This window comes from Psychrobacillus sp. OK028 (assembly GCF_900103605.1).
Taxonomy (GTDB): domain Bacteria; phylum Bacillota; class Bacilli; order Bacillales_A; family Planococcaceae; genus Psychrobacillus.
Genome location: NZ_FNHY01000009.1, coordinates 14,673 through 31,233 on the forward strand (window position 1 = coordinate 14,673; position 16,561 = coordinate 31,233).

19 protein-coding genes are annotated in these 16,561 nt (G+C 36.3%); 11 read left to right on the forward strand and 8 right to left on the reverse strand.

Annotated elements, in window-relative coordinates; translation table 11 throughout:
• Positions 1-72 precede the first annotated feature (72 nt).
• The gene (locus tag BLR36_RS14885; RefSeq protein ID WP_093062536.1) at positions 73-1,239 is read left to right on the forward strand and encodes a MalY/PatB family protein; all 1,167 of its coding nucleotides are present in this window, start codon (positions 73-75) and stop codon (positions 1,237-1,239) included.
• 297 nt (positions 1,240-1,536) lie between these two features.
• Here BLR36_RS14885 and BLR36_RS14890 read toward each other — a convergent pair whose 3' ends face one another.
• Complete coding sequence (locus BLR36_RS14890) at positions 1,537-1,743, reverse strand: hypothetical protein (RefSeq protein ID WP_093062537.1); 207 nt, start codon at positions 1,741-1,743, stop codon at positions 1,537-1,539.
• 16 nt (positions 1,744-1,759) lie between these two features.
• On the reverse strand, positions 1,760-2,353 hold the full coding sequence (locus BLR36_RS14895; protein ID WP_093062698.1) for a peptidylprolyl isomerase: 594 nt from the start codon (positions 2,351-2,353) through the stop codon (positions 1,760-1,762).
• 280 nt (positions 2,354-2,633) lie between these two features.
• Here BLR36_RS14895 and BLR36_RS14900 point away from each other — a divergent pair, with 280 nt between their 5' ends.
• The gene (locus BLR36_RS14900; protein WP_093062538.1) at positions 2,634-3,869 is read left to right on the forward strand and encodes an MFS transporter; all 1,236 of its coding nucleotides are present in this window, start codon (positions 2,634-2,636) and stop codon (positions 3,867-3,869) included.
• A gap of 74 nt (positions 3,870-3,943) precedes the next feature.
• Positions 3,944-5,797 (forward strand): transglycosylase domain-containing protein, encoded by a 1,854-nt coding sequence (locus BLR36_RS14905; RefSeq protein WP_093062539.1) that lies wholly within the window; start codon positions 3,944-3,946, stop codon positions 5,795-5,797.
• A gap of 99 nt (positions 5,798-5,896) precedes the next feature.
• On the opposite strand, the gene BLR36_RS14910 is transcribed toward BLR36_RS14905, so the two are convergent.
• Positions 5,897-6,448, reverse strand: coding sequence for an AAA family ATPase (locus BLR36_RS14910; protein WP_093062540.1), 552 nt, complete (start codon positions 6,446-6,448; stop codon positions 5,897-5,899).
• A 161-nt stretch (positions 6,449-6,609) separates the two neighbouring features.
• Positions 6,610-7,170, reverse strand: a complete 561-nt coding sequence (locus BLR36_RS14915) for a DUF5366 family protein (RefSeq protein WP_093062541.1) — start codon at positions 7,168-7,170, stop codon at positions 6,610-6,612.
• Between the two features lie 243 nt (positions 7,171-7,413).
• Between BLR36_RS14915 and BLR36_RS14920 the strand changes: the two genes are divergently transcribed.
• Genes BLR36_RS14920 through mnhG form a run of 7 tightly spaced genes read left to right on the forward strand, consistent with a single transcriptional unit; the run spans position 7,414 to position 13,182 of the window.
• Entirely contained in the window at positions 7,414-9,846 is a 2,433-nt protein-coding gene (locus BLR36_RS14920; protein ID WP_093062542.1) for a Na+/H+ antiporter subunit A, read from the forward strand.
• Positions 9,833-10,255: a Na(+)/H(+) antiporter subunit B gene (locus BLR36_RS14925; RefSeq protein WP_093062543.1), complete on the forward strand. Its 423-nt coding sequence runs from the start codon at positions 9,833-9,835 to the stop codon at positions 10,253-10,255. The genes BLR36_RS14920 and BLR36_RS14925 overlap by 14 nt, the downstream gene beginning before the upstream one ends.
• Positions 10,255-10,596, forward strand: a complete 342-nt coding sequence (locus tag BLR36_RS14930; protein WP_093062544.1) for a Na(+)/H(+) antiporter subunit C — start codon at positions 10,255-10,257, stop codon at positions 10,594-10,596. Before BLR36_RS14925 ends, BLR36_RS14930 begins: the two co-directional genes overlap by 1 nt.
• On the forward strand, positions 10,589-12,076 hold the full coding sequence (locus tag BLR36_RS14935; RefSeq protein WP_093062545.1) for a Na+/H+ antiporter subunit D: 1,488 nt from the start codon (positions 10,589-10,591) through the stop codon (positions 12,074-12,076). Before BLR36_RS14930 ends, BLR36_RS14935 begins: the two co-directional genes overlap by 8 nt.
• A 2-nt stretch (positions 12,077-12,078) precedes the next feature.
• Complete coding sequence (locus BLR36_RS14940) at positions 12,079-12,558, forward strand: Na+/H+ antiporter subunit E (RefSeq protein WP_093062546.1); 480 nt, start codon at positions 12,079-12,081, stop codon at positions 12,556-12,558.
• Positions 12,555-12,836 carry a Na(+)/H(+) antiporter subunit F1 gene (locus BLR36_RS14945; protein WP_093062547.1) on the forward strand — a complete coding sequence of 94 codons (282 nt, stop codon included), beginning with the start codon at positions 12,555-12,557 and terminating at the stop codon, positions 12,834-12,836. Before BLR36_RS14940 ends, BLR36_RS14945 begins: the two co-directional genes overlap by 4 nt.
• Positions 12,820-13,182: a monovalent cation/H(+) antiporter subunit G gene (mnhG, locus tag BLR36_RS14950; RefSeq protein WP_093062548.1), complete on the forward strand. Its 363-nt coding sequence runs from the start codon at positions 12,820-12,822 to the stop codon at positions 13,180-13,182. Before BLR36_RS14945 ends, mnhG begins: the two co-directional genes overlap by 17 nt.
• A gap of 175 nt (positions 13,183-13,357) precedes the next feature.
• On the opposite strand, the gene BLR36_RS14955 is transcribed toward mnhG, so the two are convergent.
• Both BLR36_RS14955 and BLR36_RS14960 read right to left on the reverse strand, forming a co-directional pair.
• Positions 13,358-13,585, reverse strand: coding sequence for a hypothetical protein (locus BLR36_RS14955; protein ID WP_093062549.1), 228 nt, complete (start codon positions 13,583-13,585; stop codon positions 13,358-13,360).
• 59 nt (positions 13,586-13,644) lie between these two features.
• Entirely contained in the window at positions 13,645-15,147 is a 1,503-nt protein-coding gene (locus BLR36_RS14960) for a leucyl aminopeptidase (RefSeq protein WP_093062550.1), read from the reverse strand.
• 121 nt (positions 15,148-15,268) lie between these two features.
• Here BLR36_RS14960 and BLR36_RS14965 point away from each other — a divergent pair, with 121 nt between their 5' ends.
• Complete coding sequence (locus tag BLR36_RS14965; RefSeq protein WP_093062551.1) at positions 15,269-15,745, forward strand: divergent PAP2 family protein; 477 nt, start codon at positions 15,269-15,271, stop codon at positions 15,743-15,745.
• 222 nt (positions 15,746-15,967) lie between these two features.
• On the opposite strand, the gene BLR36_RS14970 is transcribed toward BLR36_RS14965, so the two are convergent.
• On the reverse strand, positions 15,968-16,291 hold the full coding sequence (locus BLR36_RS14970) for a YuiB family protein (RefSeq protein ID WP_093062552.1): 324 nt from the start codon (positions 16,289-16,291) through the stop codon (positions 15,968-15,970).
• A 96-nt stretch (positions 16,292-16,387) separates the two neighbouring features.
• On the reverse strand, positions 16,388-16,513 hold the full coding sequence (locus BLR36_RS18870) for a YuiA family protein (protein ID WP_175454094.1): 126 nt from the start codon (positions 16,511-16,513) through the stop codon (positions 16,388-16,390).
• Between the last annotated feature and the right edge of the window lie 48 nt (positions 16,514-16,561).

A 16,561-nucleotide genomic window follows, 5' to 3' on the forward strand; every position in this document is an offset into this window, starting at 1 on the left:
CCTTCACCTATCTAGATTTATTAGATAGGGTTATAATAACATAATAAATATAAATTGAAAGGGGAAATTATTATGTCAATTTTTTCTACTGTTTTTAATCGACGAAATACATATTCTGCAAAATGGGATATGTTAGAAGAAATATATTCAATTCCTGATGCTTCGGAGATACTGCCTATGTGGGTAGCAGATATGGATTTTGCCATCCCGTCCGTTATTATTGATGCATTACAAAAACGATTGGAACATCCTGTTTTCGGTTATGGAATTACACCAGAAGAAACAAAGTCAGCACTTAAAAACTGGGTCGCAGATAAACATCAGCTAATGATAAAAAATGAGTGGATTATGTTTCGCCAAGGAGTAATACCAGGAATAGTTGAAGTGATTGAAGCTTTTACGGAGGTTGGGGACAAAGTGCTTATACACACTCCCGTGTATCCACCATTTATGAGTGTACCAAAAAATTTAGACAGACAAGTAGTTACTAGTCAGTTAATAGAGAAAGACAATTCTTATGTAGTTGACTGGGAATCATTTGAAGAATGTTTGAGTAAGGATGTTAAAGTTTTCATCTTATGCAATCCACATAATCCAGGTGGAAAAGTATGGAGCAAGGACGACTTAACGAAAATGGCTACACTCTGTCAGCAATATAATGTGTTAGTGTTATCCGATGAAATTCATTCAGATTTAATTTTTGAGCCAAATAAACATATTCCTATGCTAAGTGTAGCTAATGTTCCAAATAACATCATTACACTTATGGCTCCAACAAAAACATTTAATCTTGCAGGAATCCAAGCTGCAGCTATGATCGTTCCAGATGATAAAAAACGACAAGTGATAGAGAATCTCGCGATGATTCGTGGATACATGGGCTTGAATGTATTTTCACTTACAGCACTTCAAACCGCTTACGAACAAGGCACCCCTTGGCTAGAGGAACTGTTAGCCGTATTGTCTTTGAATATGGACTATGTTGTGGAGCATCTATCGAAAATTGAGGGCATAAAAGTTTCCAAACCTGAGGGCACCTATTTAGTTTGGATAGATTATCGTGGGACAGGTCTTTCCGAAGAAGAGATAATGGATAGACTTCTAACTGTAGGTAAACTTGCTCTGGAACCTGGTTCTAAGTATGGTCAAGGCGGAGAAGGATTTCTGCGCATGAATGTTGCCTGTCCACTCTCTACTGTGGAGGATGGAGTGGCACGTTTCGTTAAATCACTTCAATAGATATCGTTAGAAACAATAAAGTGGAGATTTATGACTGATGTCATATTCTCCACTTTTTATTTTTGAGCTAAAACGGAGCTTTCATCAAAAGTTACGTATAAAGTAGTCATCTTTAGTTGATTTACTTTCAGGTTTCCTATTTAGTTGGAATTTTGAAGAGTTTAGTTGGAATATTAGTCGCTTTAGTTGGAATAGGTTATTATCCCCAAATATATAAGGACCACTTTACTACCATACTTACACGAAAACCCTAAAAAGTCCCTCCAACAAGAAAGGTCTTTTTAGGGTTTTCATCTTTTATCTATTAAGTTTATCTTTTTTGGCTTGCATAATTTTATCTTCTAATACTTTTGCTTTTTCTGCATCTTTTTTAGACTTTTTCTGTAACCATCTAAAGACGAATATACAAACAATTATTAAAACAGCTAATTCGATTACGACAGGTATATATTCCGACTTGTCTTCTGGAAAATACAAAAAAGCTAGTTGTAAAAACGAAAACATATATACACTCCTCTAATTATTTCTGAACAATTTCGATAGAATCTATTGTAATATCTACAACTGGTTTGTCGTTAGCCCCAGTTTCTACTGCTGCCATTTGGTCCACTATTTCTAAACCTTCGATCACTTGTCCAAATACTGTATGCTTTTGATCAAGATGCGGTGTACCGCCCATTTCAGCATAAGCTTCTGCAATTTCTTTTGGCCATCCACCATCGATCATTTGCTGTGCTGTTGCTGGAGGCTCAGTAGCTTGAACGATGAAAAATTGACTACCATTTGTATTTGGTCCTGCATTTGCCATGGAAAGAGCTCCTCTTAAGTTAAAGAGATTCATAGAAAACTCATCCTCAAATTCCGCCCCGTAAATACTTTCTCCACCCATACCTGTACCAGTTGGATCTCCACCTTGAATCATGAAGTCTTGAATAACTCGGTGGAAAATCAGCCCATCATAATATCCATTTTCTGCATGTGTTAAGAAGTTCTCCACTGTTTTTGGTGCTAGTTCAGGGAATAACTTAATCTTAATTGGTCCCATTGATGTATTCATCGTAACTAAGGCTTCATTGGAAGCAACTTCTTTAGAAAGTTGTGGATACATAGTTATCTCTCCTTCTTGTTTAGTCTCTGTACTTACATTAGTTTCTTCTTTTTCAACTTCTTCTTTAGGTGCACTAGAATCTTTTGATCCACAGGCACTTAAAAAGAGAATCGTTGTTGCTATACCAAGTATTAACCATATCTTTTTCACGAATTAATCACCCCAAATTAGTTTACCATAACTACTACTCCTATTTCAGTGACAAAGTATCTAACTTTCTTCGACACACTAAATGTTCTATAATGATTATTAAAAGGTTATGTAACTATAGAAAGAAGGGATTTCAGTGAGCGTACAAAAACGGAATTTTACGATCATGTGGTTTTCTAACTTTCTAGTATCTGCCACAATGACGATGATCATGCCATTCTTGTCTTTATATATAAATACGATGGGTGATTTCTCTGAAGCATATGTTCAAAAGTGGTCAGGACTTGTATTTGGTGCTACATTTGTATCCGCATTTCTAATGTCACCAATTTGGGGAAGAATCGCAGATAAATATGGATATAAACCAATTTTAATCATTAACGGATTTGGGATTGCGATTAGTGTTTTGCTAATGGGGTTTGTCAATTCTGTAGAAGCCTTCTTTGTCCTTCGTTTATTTATGGGAATTGTTACTGGATTTATCCCTACCTCTTTAGCCTTTATAAGCTCTCAAACTCCAAAGAATATTGCTGGTAAGACAATGGGAACTCTACAGATGGGCAGTGTTTCCGGGACATTATTCGGTCCAATTATCGGTGGATTTCTAGCAGATACGTTCGGTTTCCAATATACATTCATAATTACAGCAACAGCAGTTTCAATTGCTGCTTTAATGGTGCTCTTTGGTATTCATGAAATTCGCAAAGAGAAAAAAGCTGGCGATCATGAATATTCAAGAAAAACAGTGATATCTAGTATTTTTCATCACCGTTTAATTTTAAATGTTCTTATGATTACATCATTGATACAAATTGGTTTGTTTAGTATTCAGCCACTTTTGTCCTTATATGTTTCTCAATTAACAAATTCTAAAGAAGTTGCACTTCTTGCGGGTATAACCTTTAGTGCGACAGGAGTCGGAAGTCTCTTGTTTGCTAGGATTTGGGGTAAGCTCGGAGATTCACATGGATATGAAAGAATATTATCCTTCCTTCTAATTCTTGCTTTCATATTTATCGTTCCACAAGCATTCGTAACAGACCTTTGGCAACTCGTAATTCTACGTTTCTTATTTGGCATTGCCTCAGGTGGGCTAATACCTATTACGACTGCTTTAATACGTAGAGAGGCTCCGATAGAGGTTCAAGGAGAACTTATGGGTTATAACACAAGCTTCCGCTTTTTAGGCAATATTATCGGGCCAATGTTTGGCGGCTTTATAAGTGGATTTATCGGTATATCATCCGTCTTTTTCGTTACAGCGACATTATTCTTAATCGCGTTTGTGATTATATACTTTGCTAGAAAGAAACCTCGGATAGATTTTGAGGATGTATTAATAGAAGAAGAAATGCATGCAAAATTATCATGAAGATAGCACACTTTCCACGCCGAAAGTGTGCTATTCTTTTTATTAGAAAAAAAGAATTGGAGTGCAACAAACTCATGCGTCAAGCAATAGGATATATGTTCGTTTTTCTTTGCTTTCCACTCATATGGATTTTATATTCATTTATCCATAGTGAGATTTTAGTAGCCTCAGAATTTAAAGAGGATTTGAAAGAGGCTATCCCACTTAATACACCTGTTATTACATCGCCAATTGTTCTTTTAGACAAAGATAATCGCATTTTCTCGGAAAATTACGTGGAGTGGCGAGATCCATTAGCTCTAGATTCTATCCCTCTTTTCGTACAAGAAGTACTTATACAAAGCGAGGATGCAGAGTTTTATAGTCATATTGGCTTTAATTTTAGTGCGATTTTCCGTGCTGTTTTTGCTAATGCAGCAGCCAATGCAAGTGACCAGGGTGCAAGTACAATCACTCAGCAATTAGTGAGACTTCGTTACTTATCAACGGAAAAAACATATGAACGGAAAGTGACCGAACTGGTCTATGCTTACGAGATGGAAAAACAATCAAATAAAGAAGAAATACTAGAAAACTATTTAAACGAAATTTACTTCAGCAATCAGGTTTATGGTATTGGAGCTGCAGCAACCTATTATTTTGGAAAACCATTAAGTGAGTTAACGGAAGCCCAGCAAGTCTTTATAAGCGCTATTCCAAATAACCCGTCCCTATATAATCCATTGGAAAATTTTGAAGCAACGAAAAAGAGGCAAGAATTGTTAATTGATATTTTGGTGAAAAACGATAAAATTTCATCCGAGCATGGAAATACATTAAAAAATGAGCGAATCGTTCTTCAAACAAAAACAAAAACTCAATTATACCCTGTTTATAGCACATATGTATTTGACGAGCTAAAATCATTAATAAGTTCTAGCGAAGGATTTCAAGAGAAAATCGAATCTGCTTCTAATGAGCAGCAGGCAATGTTTTTCAAAAATGAATTACAAACCCGTGTGAATGAAGTAATTTCCCAGGGACTAACCATTCATACTGCTTTGGATCCGCAGAAACAAAAGGAAGATGTTGTTTATATTGATAAACTTTTAGACAATACAAAAGATTTACAAGCTGCTTCTGTAGTGATTAATAATGAGACAAGAGAAATTGTCAGCATGTTTGGCGGAAAGGATTATCGTAAATTTGATTTTAATCGGGCAAATCAAGCAGTTCGACAACCTGGTTCTGCTTTAAAACCCTTACTAGTATATGGTCCAGTTTTTGAAATGACTTCTTTAACTCCTAACAATAAGATCAATGGAGGAAAATTATGTATCTCACATTATTGTCCTCAAAATTATCGAGGAGCTGTATACGGTGACGTTACACTTAAACAAGCTTTTCGTTTTAGTCATAACACTCCTGCAGTGAGATTATTACAAAATGTTGGGATTGAAGAGGCATTTGCGAAATTAGAACAATTCCGATTTGAACATTTGGAAGTGGAAGATCATACTTTCCCTGCTGCTCTTGGTGGTTTAACAAATGGGGTAACCGTACTTGAGATGGCGGATGCTTATACAGGTTTTATAGATGGAATGTACAAGCCTACTCATGCTATTCGAAAAGTTACCAATAAGCATGGTGAAATTCTTTATGAGTGGAAAGAAGAAAAGAAGGAAGTATGGTCTCCTAAAACTGTTACTATAATGAGAGATTTGTTAGCGGATGTTGTAGTAAACGGAACCGGAAAAGGGGTAAATGTTAACTCCACTTATGTCGGGGCTAAAACAGGCACGACGAATGACTATTATGATTACTGGGTTACGGGACTGACTGATAAATACACAGCAGCAGTGTGGATTGGCTATGATATGCCGCACAATATGAAACTAATAGAAGCTAAAAAGATTCACCATAAAATATTTAATAAAATAATGAACTGAGAAAAACAGGGTGTTACCGAATGATTTTTTAAAAATGCTGGTCGTGATTAACGTCACGACCAGCTTTTCTTTTCTAGTATTGGCTCTGTAGCTTCTTTATTAAACAGTTTCTATTATTTTTTGAATAACAGACTGTATATCATCTGAATCCTTTATAACAAATAAATAATCAGCTTCTTCTTCACTCGGTGCTACTATTTCACCTGTATCCGTCTCTTCCAGTTGCCTAGAGAGTACTTCGTCAAAAGTAGAAGCAACTCTTAAAATCGACGTACTACGCTTACTATTCGTAATTCTCTCTTTCAAAATATAATCCGGAATTTCAAAATTTACGAGGATACAAGTAAATCCTTTGTTTTGATAATAATCTATTAGTCTCAATCGTCCTCCACGATTACGATTTGAATTGCAAAGAATAACATGACAATTGGTCTCATGTACTGCATGATGGACAATCGTTTTTGTAATTGCATATTTTATCGTGTTACTCCCCTGCTTAGGTAATAAAGATTGGTAATAAGTATGAAGGAACTCAGCATGATTATCCTGATCAATTACAACTGAGTTCTCAAGCTCTTTTTCTAATGCTCTGGCAAAAGTCGTTTTTCCACTATGCGTCTTTCCGACCGTCATAATTACTAACCTCTTCATTAGACAACTCCATTCAAAATTTTGGGACTAATCTTCCCTGTTAGCAGTAGCACAAAAAAGAGAATTTTAATAAAAAAATATTTTTTACAATTCTAATACCCCTAAATCTAAATCATCTGGGGGGTTTCGTTCATTCGAGCCGTCTGGTGGAAAGCTTCCATCTATAGAAATGGAAGACTTGCAACAATCCCATTGTACAATTTAATAACTATATAAATAACTAGTGCTAGAAAAAGACTCCAGACGATGATTTCAAACATTACTAATCCTAAAGTACCGACAAGACTCATCGAACTGCTTAATTTATATACAACATAAACAAAATAGATAAACGTAGTTATCAAAAAGATTATAAGCAATAGTTGAATCGATTGAAATCCAACTGCTGAAATAATAGACCCTACAAAAAAGATAACAAAGCCGCCACGAGCCTGTGCCATCGTTTTTCCTTCATAATCCTTCGAGAAGAATAACATACCTATTTCATGTATTGTCTCAGCAATTAATTTCAATGCAGAAAAAACCATAAAGTAGATTAATGCCAATATAATTAATAAAAATAGTTTTAGTTCTACATCTGAAAGAAATTCTCTCATTCCACTATATACACCAATTACTTTAAAAAGCTCTATTACTTTATTCATCGTAAAAAGCGCAAATGACAAACTGAATAATAGAATTGTTATTAATGGTAAAAAGCCAAACACATAAGGGTTCTTCATATGTACTCCTTTGATAGATTGTTACTGTTATATTTCTTTTTTCGAGACTGTTGTAGAAGCAAGTGAATTTTTAGTGACACATTAAAATAATCTAGTTCTACTTATTTAACTATTCCTAAATATCATATCGAAAGATAGAGTCTATATGCAATAGCAACAGTAACTTTCCGATGCAAATAATGCTTAATTGCGTTATAATTTTAGAGATGCATATAAATACATACACTTGAGAGGAGGATTACGTTGTCCTTAATTTTTGCAATTTTCTTACCCATCCTTGTGGCTATTGTGATTCCATTTTTATTCAAGAAAATTTCAAGTATCCATACAGGCTGGTTTGTATTAATAGTACCCGTTGTTTTAGTTGGTCATTATGTAACTTATATATCCGCTATTATGGATGGAACTACATATATAGACAAATTTGAATGGATTCCATCATTGGATATATCGGTGGTTTCATATATAGATGGGCTTAGTTTACTGTTTTCCTTACTCATAACAGGAATTGGGGCATTAGTCGTTCTATACTCTGTCTTCTATCTGGATAAAGATAGAGAGAAACTAGGTAACTTTTACGTTTACCTTTTACTATTTATGAGTGCAATGCTTGGAGTTGTTCAATCAGATCACCTTATTAGTTTGTATTTCTTCTGGGAATTAACTTCTATATCATCCTTCCTACTTATTGGATATTGGTATACAAAGGATCGTTCTCGTTTTGGCGCTTTAAAATCGATGATGATAACTGTTTTCGGTGGTCTGATGATGCTTGGGGGATTTGTCTTACTAGGAATCATGGGAGAAACATTCTCTATTCGTGAATTGATAGAACAAGCACCAACACTTGTTGGACAAGAATTCTTTATATTAGCACTAGTGCTCGTACTAATAGGCGCATTTACGAAATCAGCACAGTTCCCCTTTTACATTTGGTTACCGGATGCAATGGAAGCACCAACTCCGGTTAGTGCTTACTTACATTCAGCAACAATGGTTAAAGCAGGTCTATATTTAGTTGCAAGATTCACACCTATATTCGCTTTATCTGAAGTCTGGGTTTGGCTCGTAACCGGTGTAGGATTACTGACATTATTATGGGGCTCTTTCTTTGCTGTGAAGCAAACCGATTTAAAGGCTATACTAGCCTTCTCTACAGTCAGTCAGCTTGGACTAATAATGTCCTTACTAGGTATCGGCTCTATTTCCTATCACGTTACTGGAGATTTAGTAACTATCTTTACATTTGCTTCTTTTGCAGCGATTTTCCACTTAATGAATCATGCTACATTTAAAGGTAGCTTGTTTATGATTGCAGGTATTGTTGATCATGAAACGGGCACACGAGACATACGTAAGCTCGGCGGGTTGATGAGCTTGATGCCTATTAGCTTTACAATTGCTATGATAGGAAGTTTCTCAATGGCCGGTATTCCACTATTTAACGGATTCTTAAGTAAGGAAATGTTTTTAGATGCCACTCTTTCTTTACAGCATTTTAATGTCCATTCTTTAGAGTCATGGTGGATGCTATTTCCAATAGTCGCATGGATTGCGAGTGTCTTCACTTTCGTTTATAGCCTGTACTTCGTGTTGCATACTTTCCGTGGTAAATATAAACCTGATTTATTACCGAAAAAGGCACATGAAGCACCAATTGGTATGCTTATTTCGCCAGCAGTATTAGCAGTATTAGTGATTATCATATTCTTTGTACCAAACTATTTTGGAAATACTTTTATAAAACCTGCAGTAGCTGCCATCCAGCCACTTGCGTATAAAGTTCCCGCAGATGTTGGCTTTCATATTAAAGCATGGCACGGCTTTGATTCTATAGCATTGTATATGACATTGGGCGTCTTTTTAATAGGTTTCCTTTTGTACAAATCAATTGCAAAATGGACTCCTATATACGGAATGTTACCAGCTAGGATGTCCCTCAACGGATTTTACGATTGGTTGATGAACCTTTCAGATAAAGGCGCCAATCGCCTATCCTCAAGTTATATGACTGGCTCTATTCGATCGTACTTAATCTATATGTTCGCAGCGGTTATTGCTCTATTGGCTTTCACGATGTGGACAAAAGATGCATTTGTTATAAATTTAACCAATTTAGCACCAATTCAATTCTTTGAGATATTAATCTCCGTTGTGTTAATTATAAGCACAATTACTATTTTAGTTACCAAGTCAAGACTAACTGCAATTATTTCCCTTGGAGCTGTTGGCTACACGGTCGCGTTATTTTACATCATCTTTAAAGCGCCTGACCTTGCTCTAACTCAGTTAGTGATTGAAACTGTTTCAGTTGCCCTATTCTTAGGAGCGTTTTATCATCTGCCTAAAATGGATAAGTATGAAAAAGGAAAAGAAGATCGTCTTTTCCGCTTGAATAATTTCCTTATTGCTTTAGGAGTAGGGGTAATGGTTTCCCTAATAGCTATTGCTTCACATTCGCAAAAGCTAGTTAAATCCATCTCAGAGTACTACAAGGAAACGGTATATTCAGAGGCTGGTGGAGGGAATATTGTAAATGTTATTTTAGTAGATTACCGTGGCTTCGATACATTATTTGAAATTAGTGTACTTACGATTGCATCATTGGGAATTATCGGTATGATTACAGTTCGTCTGGCAAAAAAGAAAGGAGATAGAAAAGTTGAAAACAAATGATTTAATTATTCAAACGACTACAAAAGTAGTATTTTTCATTATCTTTCTATTCTCCATTCATATCTTTTTTGCTGGTCACTATACACCTGGTGGAGGATTTGTTGGCGGACTTGTCATGTCAAGCGCAATCGTTTTACTTATGCTAGCTTTTGATTTGAAAACGGTTCGGGACATGCTACCGTTCAATTACACAGTAATTACTGCCATCGGTTTGTTAATTTCTTTATTAACCGCAGCTGGTTCCATTTACTTTAATGTTCCTTTCTTCACTCATGTCTATGATTACTTTAACTTACCACTGCTCGGAGAAACCTCTATCCATACTGCTATGTTTTTCGATACAGGCGTATACTTAGTAGTTGTAGGCGTAACGATGAACATCATTCAGATGATAGGAGGAGATGAATAATGGAGATTCTTATGTCCATTTTAATCGGCTTTCTATTTATGGCTGCCGTCTATTTAATACTTTCTAGAAGTTTACTACGTATAATAATTGGCACAGGCCTTCTAAGTCATGGAACACATTTACTGTTACTGACAATGGGTGGATTAGGTGGAGAATCTGCTCCGGTTTTAGCAGATGGAATTACTGATTATGTAGACCCCCTACCACAAGCACTTATATTAACAGCTATTGTTATTAGTTTTGGTGTAACTGCATTTTCACTCGTTTTAGCTTACCGCGCATATAAAGTTGTGGGCACTGACAATATGGATTTGATGAAAGGAAATGAAGACAATGATTAACTTATTATTATTTCCTGTCCTAATTCCTTTTCTGTTTGCTGCTGTTTTATTACTTTTTCCTAAAAAAGTAAAAGCTCAGCGAATTGTAACAATGATTGGTTTATTATTCGCTTTAACTTCCTCCTTCGTTTTACTTTACAAAGTAAAAGTGGATGGAGTACAAACGCTGACATTAGGTAGCTGGGCACCACCATTTGGAATTACGATGGTTTCTGATATGTTTTCTGCTTTATTGGTTACTTCTTCTCTAATCATCGCATTATTTGTCGTGTGGTTTAGTTTTACTGCGATCGGCGAAGAACGAGAAAAAGCATTCTACTACCCAGCGATACTATTTATGCTTACAGGTGTGAATGGTGCATTTACTACTGGTGATATTTTCAATATGTTTGTATTCTTTGAAGTGTTATTAATGTCCTCTTATGTTTTGATCGTTTTAGGAGGAGAAAAAATTCAGTTAAAAGAGTCGATTAAATACATACTCGTTAATATCGTATCTTCCTCGTTATTTGTTATTACAGTAGGCTATTTGTATTCGGTAGTTGGTACGCTGAATATGGCGGATATTTCTGTAAAACTTGCAGAAATAGGTCCTTCAGGTATCGTGACTGTTATAGCGGTGTTGTTCCTTATCGTATTTGGTATAAAAGGCGGTATATTCCCGTTATTCTTCTGGTTACCAGGCTCCTATGCTGCCCCACCTGTGCCCGTACTTGCCCTGTTTGGAGCATTGCTCACAAAAGTTGGGGTATATGCAATTATCCGAACATATACCCTGTTCTTCACAACCGATGTAGGATATACGCATAGCTTATTGATGATTCTATCGATAATTACTATTGTGGTGGGTTGCATAGGAGCGCTAGCGTATTTTGATGTAAAACAAATTATTATTTACAATATAGTTATAGCAGTCGGTGTGATTTTGTTTGGAGCATCGGTTATGAATGAAAACGGAATGATGGGCTCTGTATTTTATTTGATACATGATATTCTCATCAAAGGTGCGTTATTTCTATTCATAGGAATAATTATTAAAATAACAGGCACAGCCGATTTACGTAAAATGGGTGGTCTCATGAAGCGATATCCATTGCTTGCGTGGAGCTACTTAATCGTTGCATTCGGATTAGCTGGTATTCCTCCGCTTAGTGGTTTTATAGGGAAACTTTTAATCGTGCAAGGTGGATTTGAAGGAGAGCTATTATGGCAAAGCATTTTCATCCTGGCATCCAGTCTTCTAGTTTTACTCTCAGTAATTCGTATTTTCATTTACGCATTCTGGGGTGAGGAAAAAGGAGATCATCTTATAAGCGAGAAAAAATATCGTCATTTATTGGCTCCAGCCATCACATTAGCAGGGATAACGGTCCTTTACGGAGTAGGGGCAGAATACTTAGTACCATTTATGTCCGATGCCACTAATGTACTCCTTGACCCTTCTATATATGTTGATTCTGTATTCGAAGGGGTGAAATAATTATGGCTTTCCAAATCTTATTGAATGTACTAATCGCATTTACGTGGATGTTCCTATCTGTATCATTTAAACCTACAACGTTTATTGTCGGTTATATACTCGGTTTGCTCATGTTGTTCATGCTGCGTAAATCCCTAAGTACCAGATTTTATATGGATCGTCTATGGGCAGTCATCAAACTAGGCACTTTATTTATTAAAGAGCTTGTGTTGTCGAACATCTCTGTATTGAAGTTAATATTAAAGCCAACCATGCCTATTCGTCCTGCAATCTTTGCGATGCCGACTGTACTTGAACAAGATTGGGAAATTACTCTTTTATCTAGTTTAATCACCCTAACACCAGGTACAATAGTTATTGATATTTCAGATGACAATAAAACATTGTATATCCACTCAATCGATTTTGAAGATATTGATGAAGCAATAGAATCCATACGTAATACATTTGAAAAAGCAATTTTGGAGGTGAGTAGATCATGACAACTTTTCTATGGATAATTGTTGTGTTAATTAGTTTATGTGTTCTAGGTTTTGTATATCGCCTAGTGAAGGGTCCTTCTACTCCAGACCGCGTTATTGCTTTAGATGCTATAGGTGTTGGACTTATTACGCTAATTGGGTTAATATCCATTCTGTTCGATACTATCTTTTTCCTAGAGGTTATATTGCTACTAGCAGTTCTTTCCTTTATCGGGACAGTAGCTTTTTCTAAATTCACGGAGAAGGGAGAAATCATTCAACGTGACCGTAATAGCTAATATACTTATCATTGCAACTATTTCTTTTGGAACTATTTTCATAATAGTGACTGCTATTGGTTTAATCCGATTACCCGATGCTTTCTCTCGAGCGCACGCCGCTTCAAAAAGCGCAACTTTAGGTGTTATGAGCATTTTACTAGGGGTATTTATTCATTTTTGGTTAATCGAAGGTCATTTCAATTCTCGAATTCTACTAGGAATTGCTTTTTTATTCATCACTGGACCAGTTGGTGGTCATATGATGGGTCGTGCAGCTTATTTATCAGGTGTGAAATTATCCGATAAAACGGTACGTGATGATTTAGCTGAAGTCGTTAAAAAGAAAAGAGAAAAGCTTCAATAGGGTTATTTTCTAATTAATTTAAAGAGCGTGTTTTGAAAAGTATATTTTTTCAAAACACGCTCTTATTTGTCTACCTAAAATAATTAAATAAAGACTCTGTACCCACGAATTACCCGAGGATACAAAAGCCTTCTTCTAGTTACAGTTTTTATTATTAATAACCACCATTGTATGTCTAATAAGGATATGGTGTATATGGATAGTAATAAGGATATGGATATGGATACGGGTAATACGGATAATACGGATAATATGGGTATGGCTGTCTATACCCTCCGTATCCTCCATATAACGCAGAACCTACAAGACCTCCTACTAAGCCACCAACAAATGGGACTCCAAAGCCTCGGCCACCAAAACCGCCAAATCCAGGACCCCTAAAACCTCCCCGAAATCTTACCATGCTACTCCTCCTTTCCTCTCAGTGTATGCCACTGGGGAAAGTGAGTCTGTGTGTTTGCCCTACTCCTGGTCTGCCATTCTTTCCACTAATGTAGCTAGTGTACGTACCATGACACCAGTACCACCTTTTGGACCAAAGTCATGAGCAGATTTTGAATCAGATGTACCAGCAATATCCAGATGAATCCACGGAGTTTCCTCTACAAATTCCCCAACAAATCCACCACCGAAAATCATATGACCATCTCCACCAGGTGAATTATTAAGATCTGCTACATCACTTTTACGAATACGTTTTTTATCGTTTTCAGTTAGAGGCAATCTCCAAACGAATTCGCCAGTCTCAAGAGAGGATTCCATGAACGTTTCGAAGAATTCCTCATTGTTCGTTAATGCACCCGTTTTATCGTAACCTAATGCCGTAATTACACCGCCAGTTAACGTAGCAACGTCCACTATATAATTCGCACCTTGTTGTTTTGCATAAGTAACAGCGTCTGCTAAAACTAAGCGTCCTTCAGCATCTGTATTTAAAATTTCAATCGTTTTGCCACTCATAGATGTAATAACATCATCTGGTTTAAACGCATTTCCTGAAATCATATTGTCTGTGGAAGCAATGACAGCGATAACGTTTTTGTTTGGACGAAGCTCACCAATAATTTGCATTGCTCCTAAAACAGCTGCTGCTCCTCCCATATCACCCTTCATACCAACGATTCCTGTTTTCGTTTTAATAGAATATCCACCTGTATCAAAGGTAATACCTTTCCCTACTAAAGCTACAACATCCGTCCAATCATCTGTTGCTTGATATTTTAAGGCAATAAGACGTGGTTCTTCAACGGAACCTTGGTTTACTGCAAGAAGTGCGCCCATGCCAAGCTCTTCAATTTCTTTCTTCCCAAGAATCTCTGTTTCAAATCCGTATGTTTCTCCAAGCTCTCTCGCATATTCTCCTAATTGAGTGGAAGTTAATACATTTCCAGGCGTATTTACAAGTATTCTTGCTTCATTAACTGCATCTGCATAAATAGTACCTACTTCAAAATATGAAACGACTTCGTCATCCTCTTCGTCCATTAACAATTCTATAGACGGCAAGTAATAATCGGGAACATTCGAAGTTGTTTTATACCCTTCATATGTAAATGAACCCATACCAATACCTTCTGCTGCTAAATATGCAACATCTGCTACAGTTATTGCTTCAGTAGTAAATGATGGTATCCAAACTCCTAAGGACTCTGGCTTACTAATTAGTAATTCCTTCCCGACAAGTCCAAAAGCTTCTCGCACTTTCTCTTGTGTTAATTGTTTTCGATCACCGAGTCCAACAAAAAGTATTCTTTTTACGCCCTCATGGTTGGATACTGGAATTTTAACGATTTTCTTTAATTCCGTAGAAATATCTCCACTCTTAACCCAGTCCCCAATATGCTCCCCAAAAGTTTTTAAGAAAGTATCCCATTTCGGTGTGTTTTCAACGTGCTTAGAGACACCTACTACTAGCGTTTCTGATTGCACTTCTTCAAATAATACTTCATTTGTATGGATAATCATTATTTTTCCCCCTACTATTTTGAATATAATCTTATTATATAGGAACCTTTCGTATTTTTCGAATTGTTTGAGTGTGTTATACTATCCATAAGATAACTTCAAATGAAAGGCGGTGTCTACTTTGGCAATCCTCCAAAACACTCCACTTATGGCTGCACTTTTTTCTATTTTCTTTGCACAATTCGTCAAAATTCCGATTCACTTTTTGATGACTAGAAAACTGGATTGGTCGTTATTCACTTCTACTGGTGGAATGCCTAGTTCTCACTCTGCTGCAGTTACGTCCTTATGTACCGCTATTGCTTATGAATCAGGACTTGGTTCTCCATTATTTGCAGTTGCAACCGTATTTGCCGTAATCGTTATGTTCGATGCAACAGGAGTCCGTTTTCAAGCTGGTCAACAAGCAATTATGATCAATCAGATGCGCGTTGATTTTCAATTATTCGTAGAGCAAACGAAAGATTGGTCACATAAAAAAAACGAAGAAAAAATGGAAGAACTGAAAACCTTACTTGGCCATAAACCAATTGAAGTTTTCATGGGAGCCATTACAGGTATACTGATTTCCATTATAATTTATACCTTTATTCAATAAAGAAAACCCGGGTAAAAAACGCCCCATATGCCACTGATTTCCGCTCAGGTCGGACGCTTTCCGTGGGCACGGCTCGAGCCGTGCCCCAGGAAAGCGTCCGCCGTAACGAAGAACAACGGCGATGAAGCTGAAATAAAAAAGGAAGCAGTCCAAATTTTACTTATCGTAAAATTCGGACTGCTTTTGATTTTGAGATAGGTTTTGTCCCAGCCTCTTTTACTATTAAAACATCTGGTATCCATTTTTTCTTAAATATTTTATGACAAAGCCGGCAGCTATTGCACCTACAAGACCACCTGCTAAAATAATTATATCTGCAGCATGAAGAGAAACAATTTTTTCCCCTAGAGCAGAAAAAGCCGAGCCTGGTTTTGTAAAGTAATCAAAAAATCCAACTTCATCAATTATAAGTACAACTACAATCGGATAAAGAATGGCCATGAACCATGTCATACGAAGCAACATATTCAATAAGAAGGCGATCCCAAAAAACATGACAAAAAATATAACAACTGAAAGTATCATTTGAACTAACATAAACTCCATTTTATATAACCTCCGTAACATCTGTAAATAGTTTACCTTAACGGAGGTTAGTATTCAATGAACATATTTGTTTTCACTTTTTTGTCATAATCTACTTTACTTCCTCCCTGAACCGTTACAACAATTGCAAGTTTCTGATCCCCCTAATCGCAGTTGGAAGTAACCCTCCCCTTTACAATAAGGACAATGCGTATTTTTCGTTTGTGTACTCATTTTTGTCATATTAATCGTCTCCTTTTCACCCTATTTTTAATATTCTGATAATATACC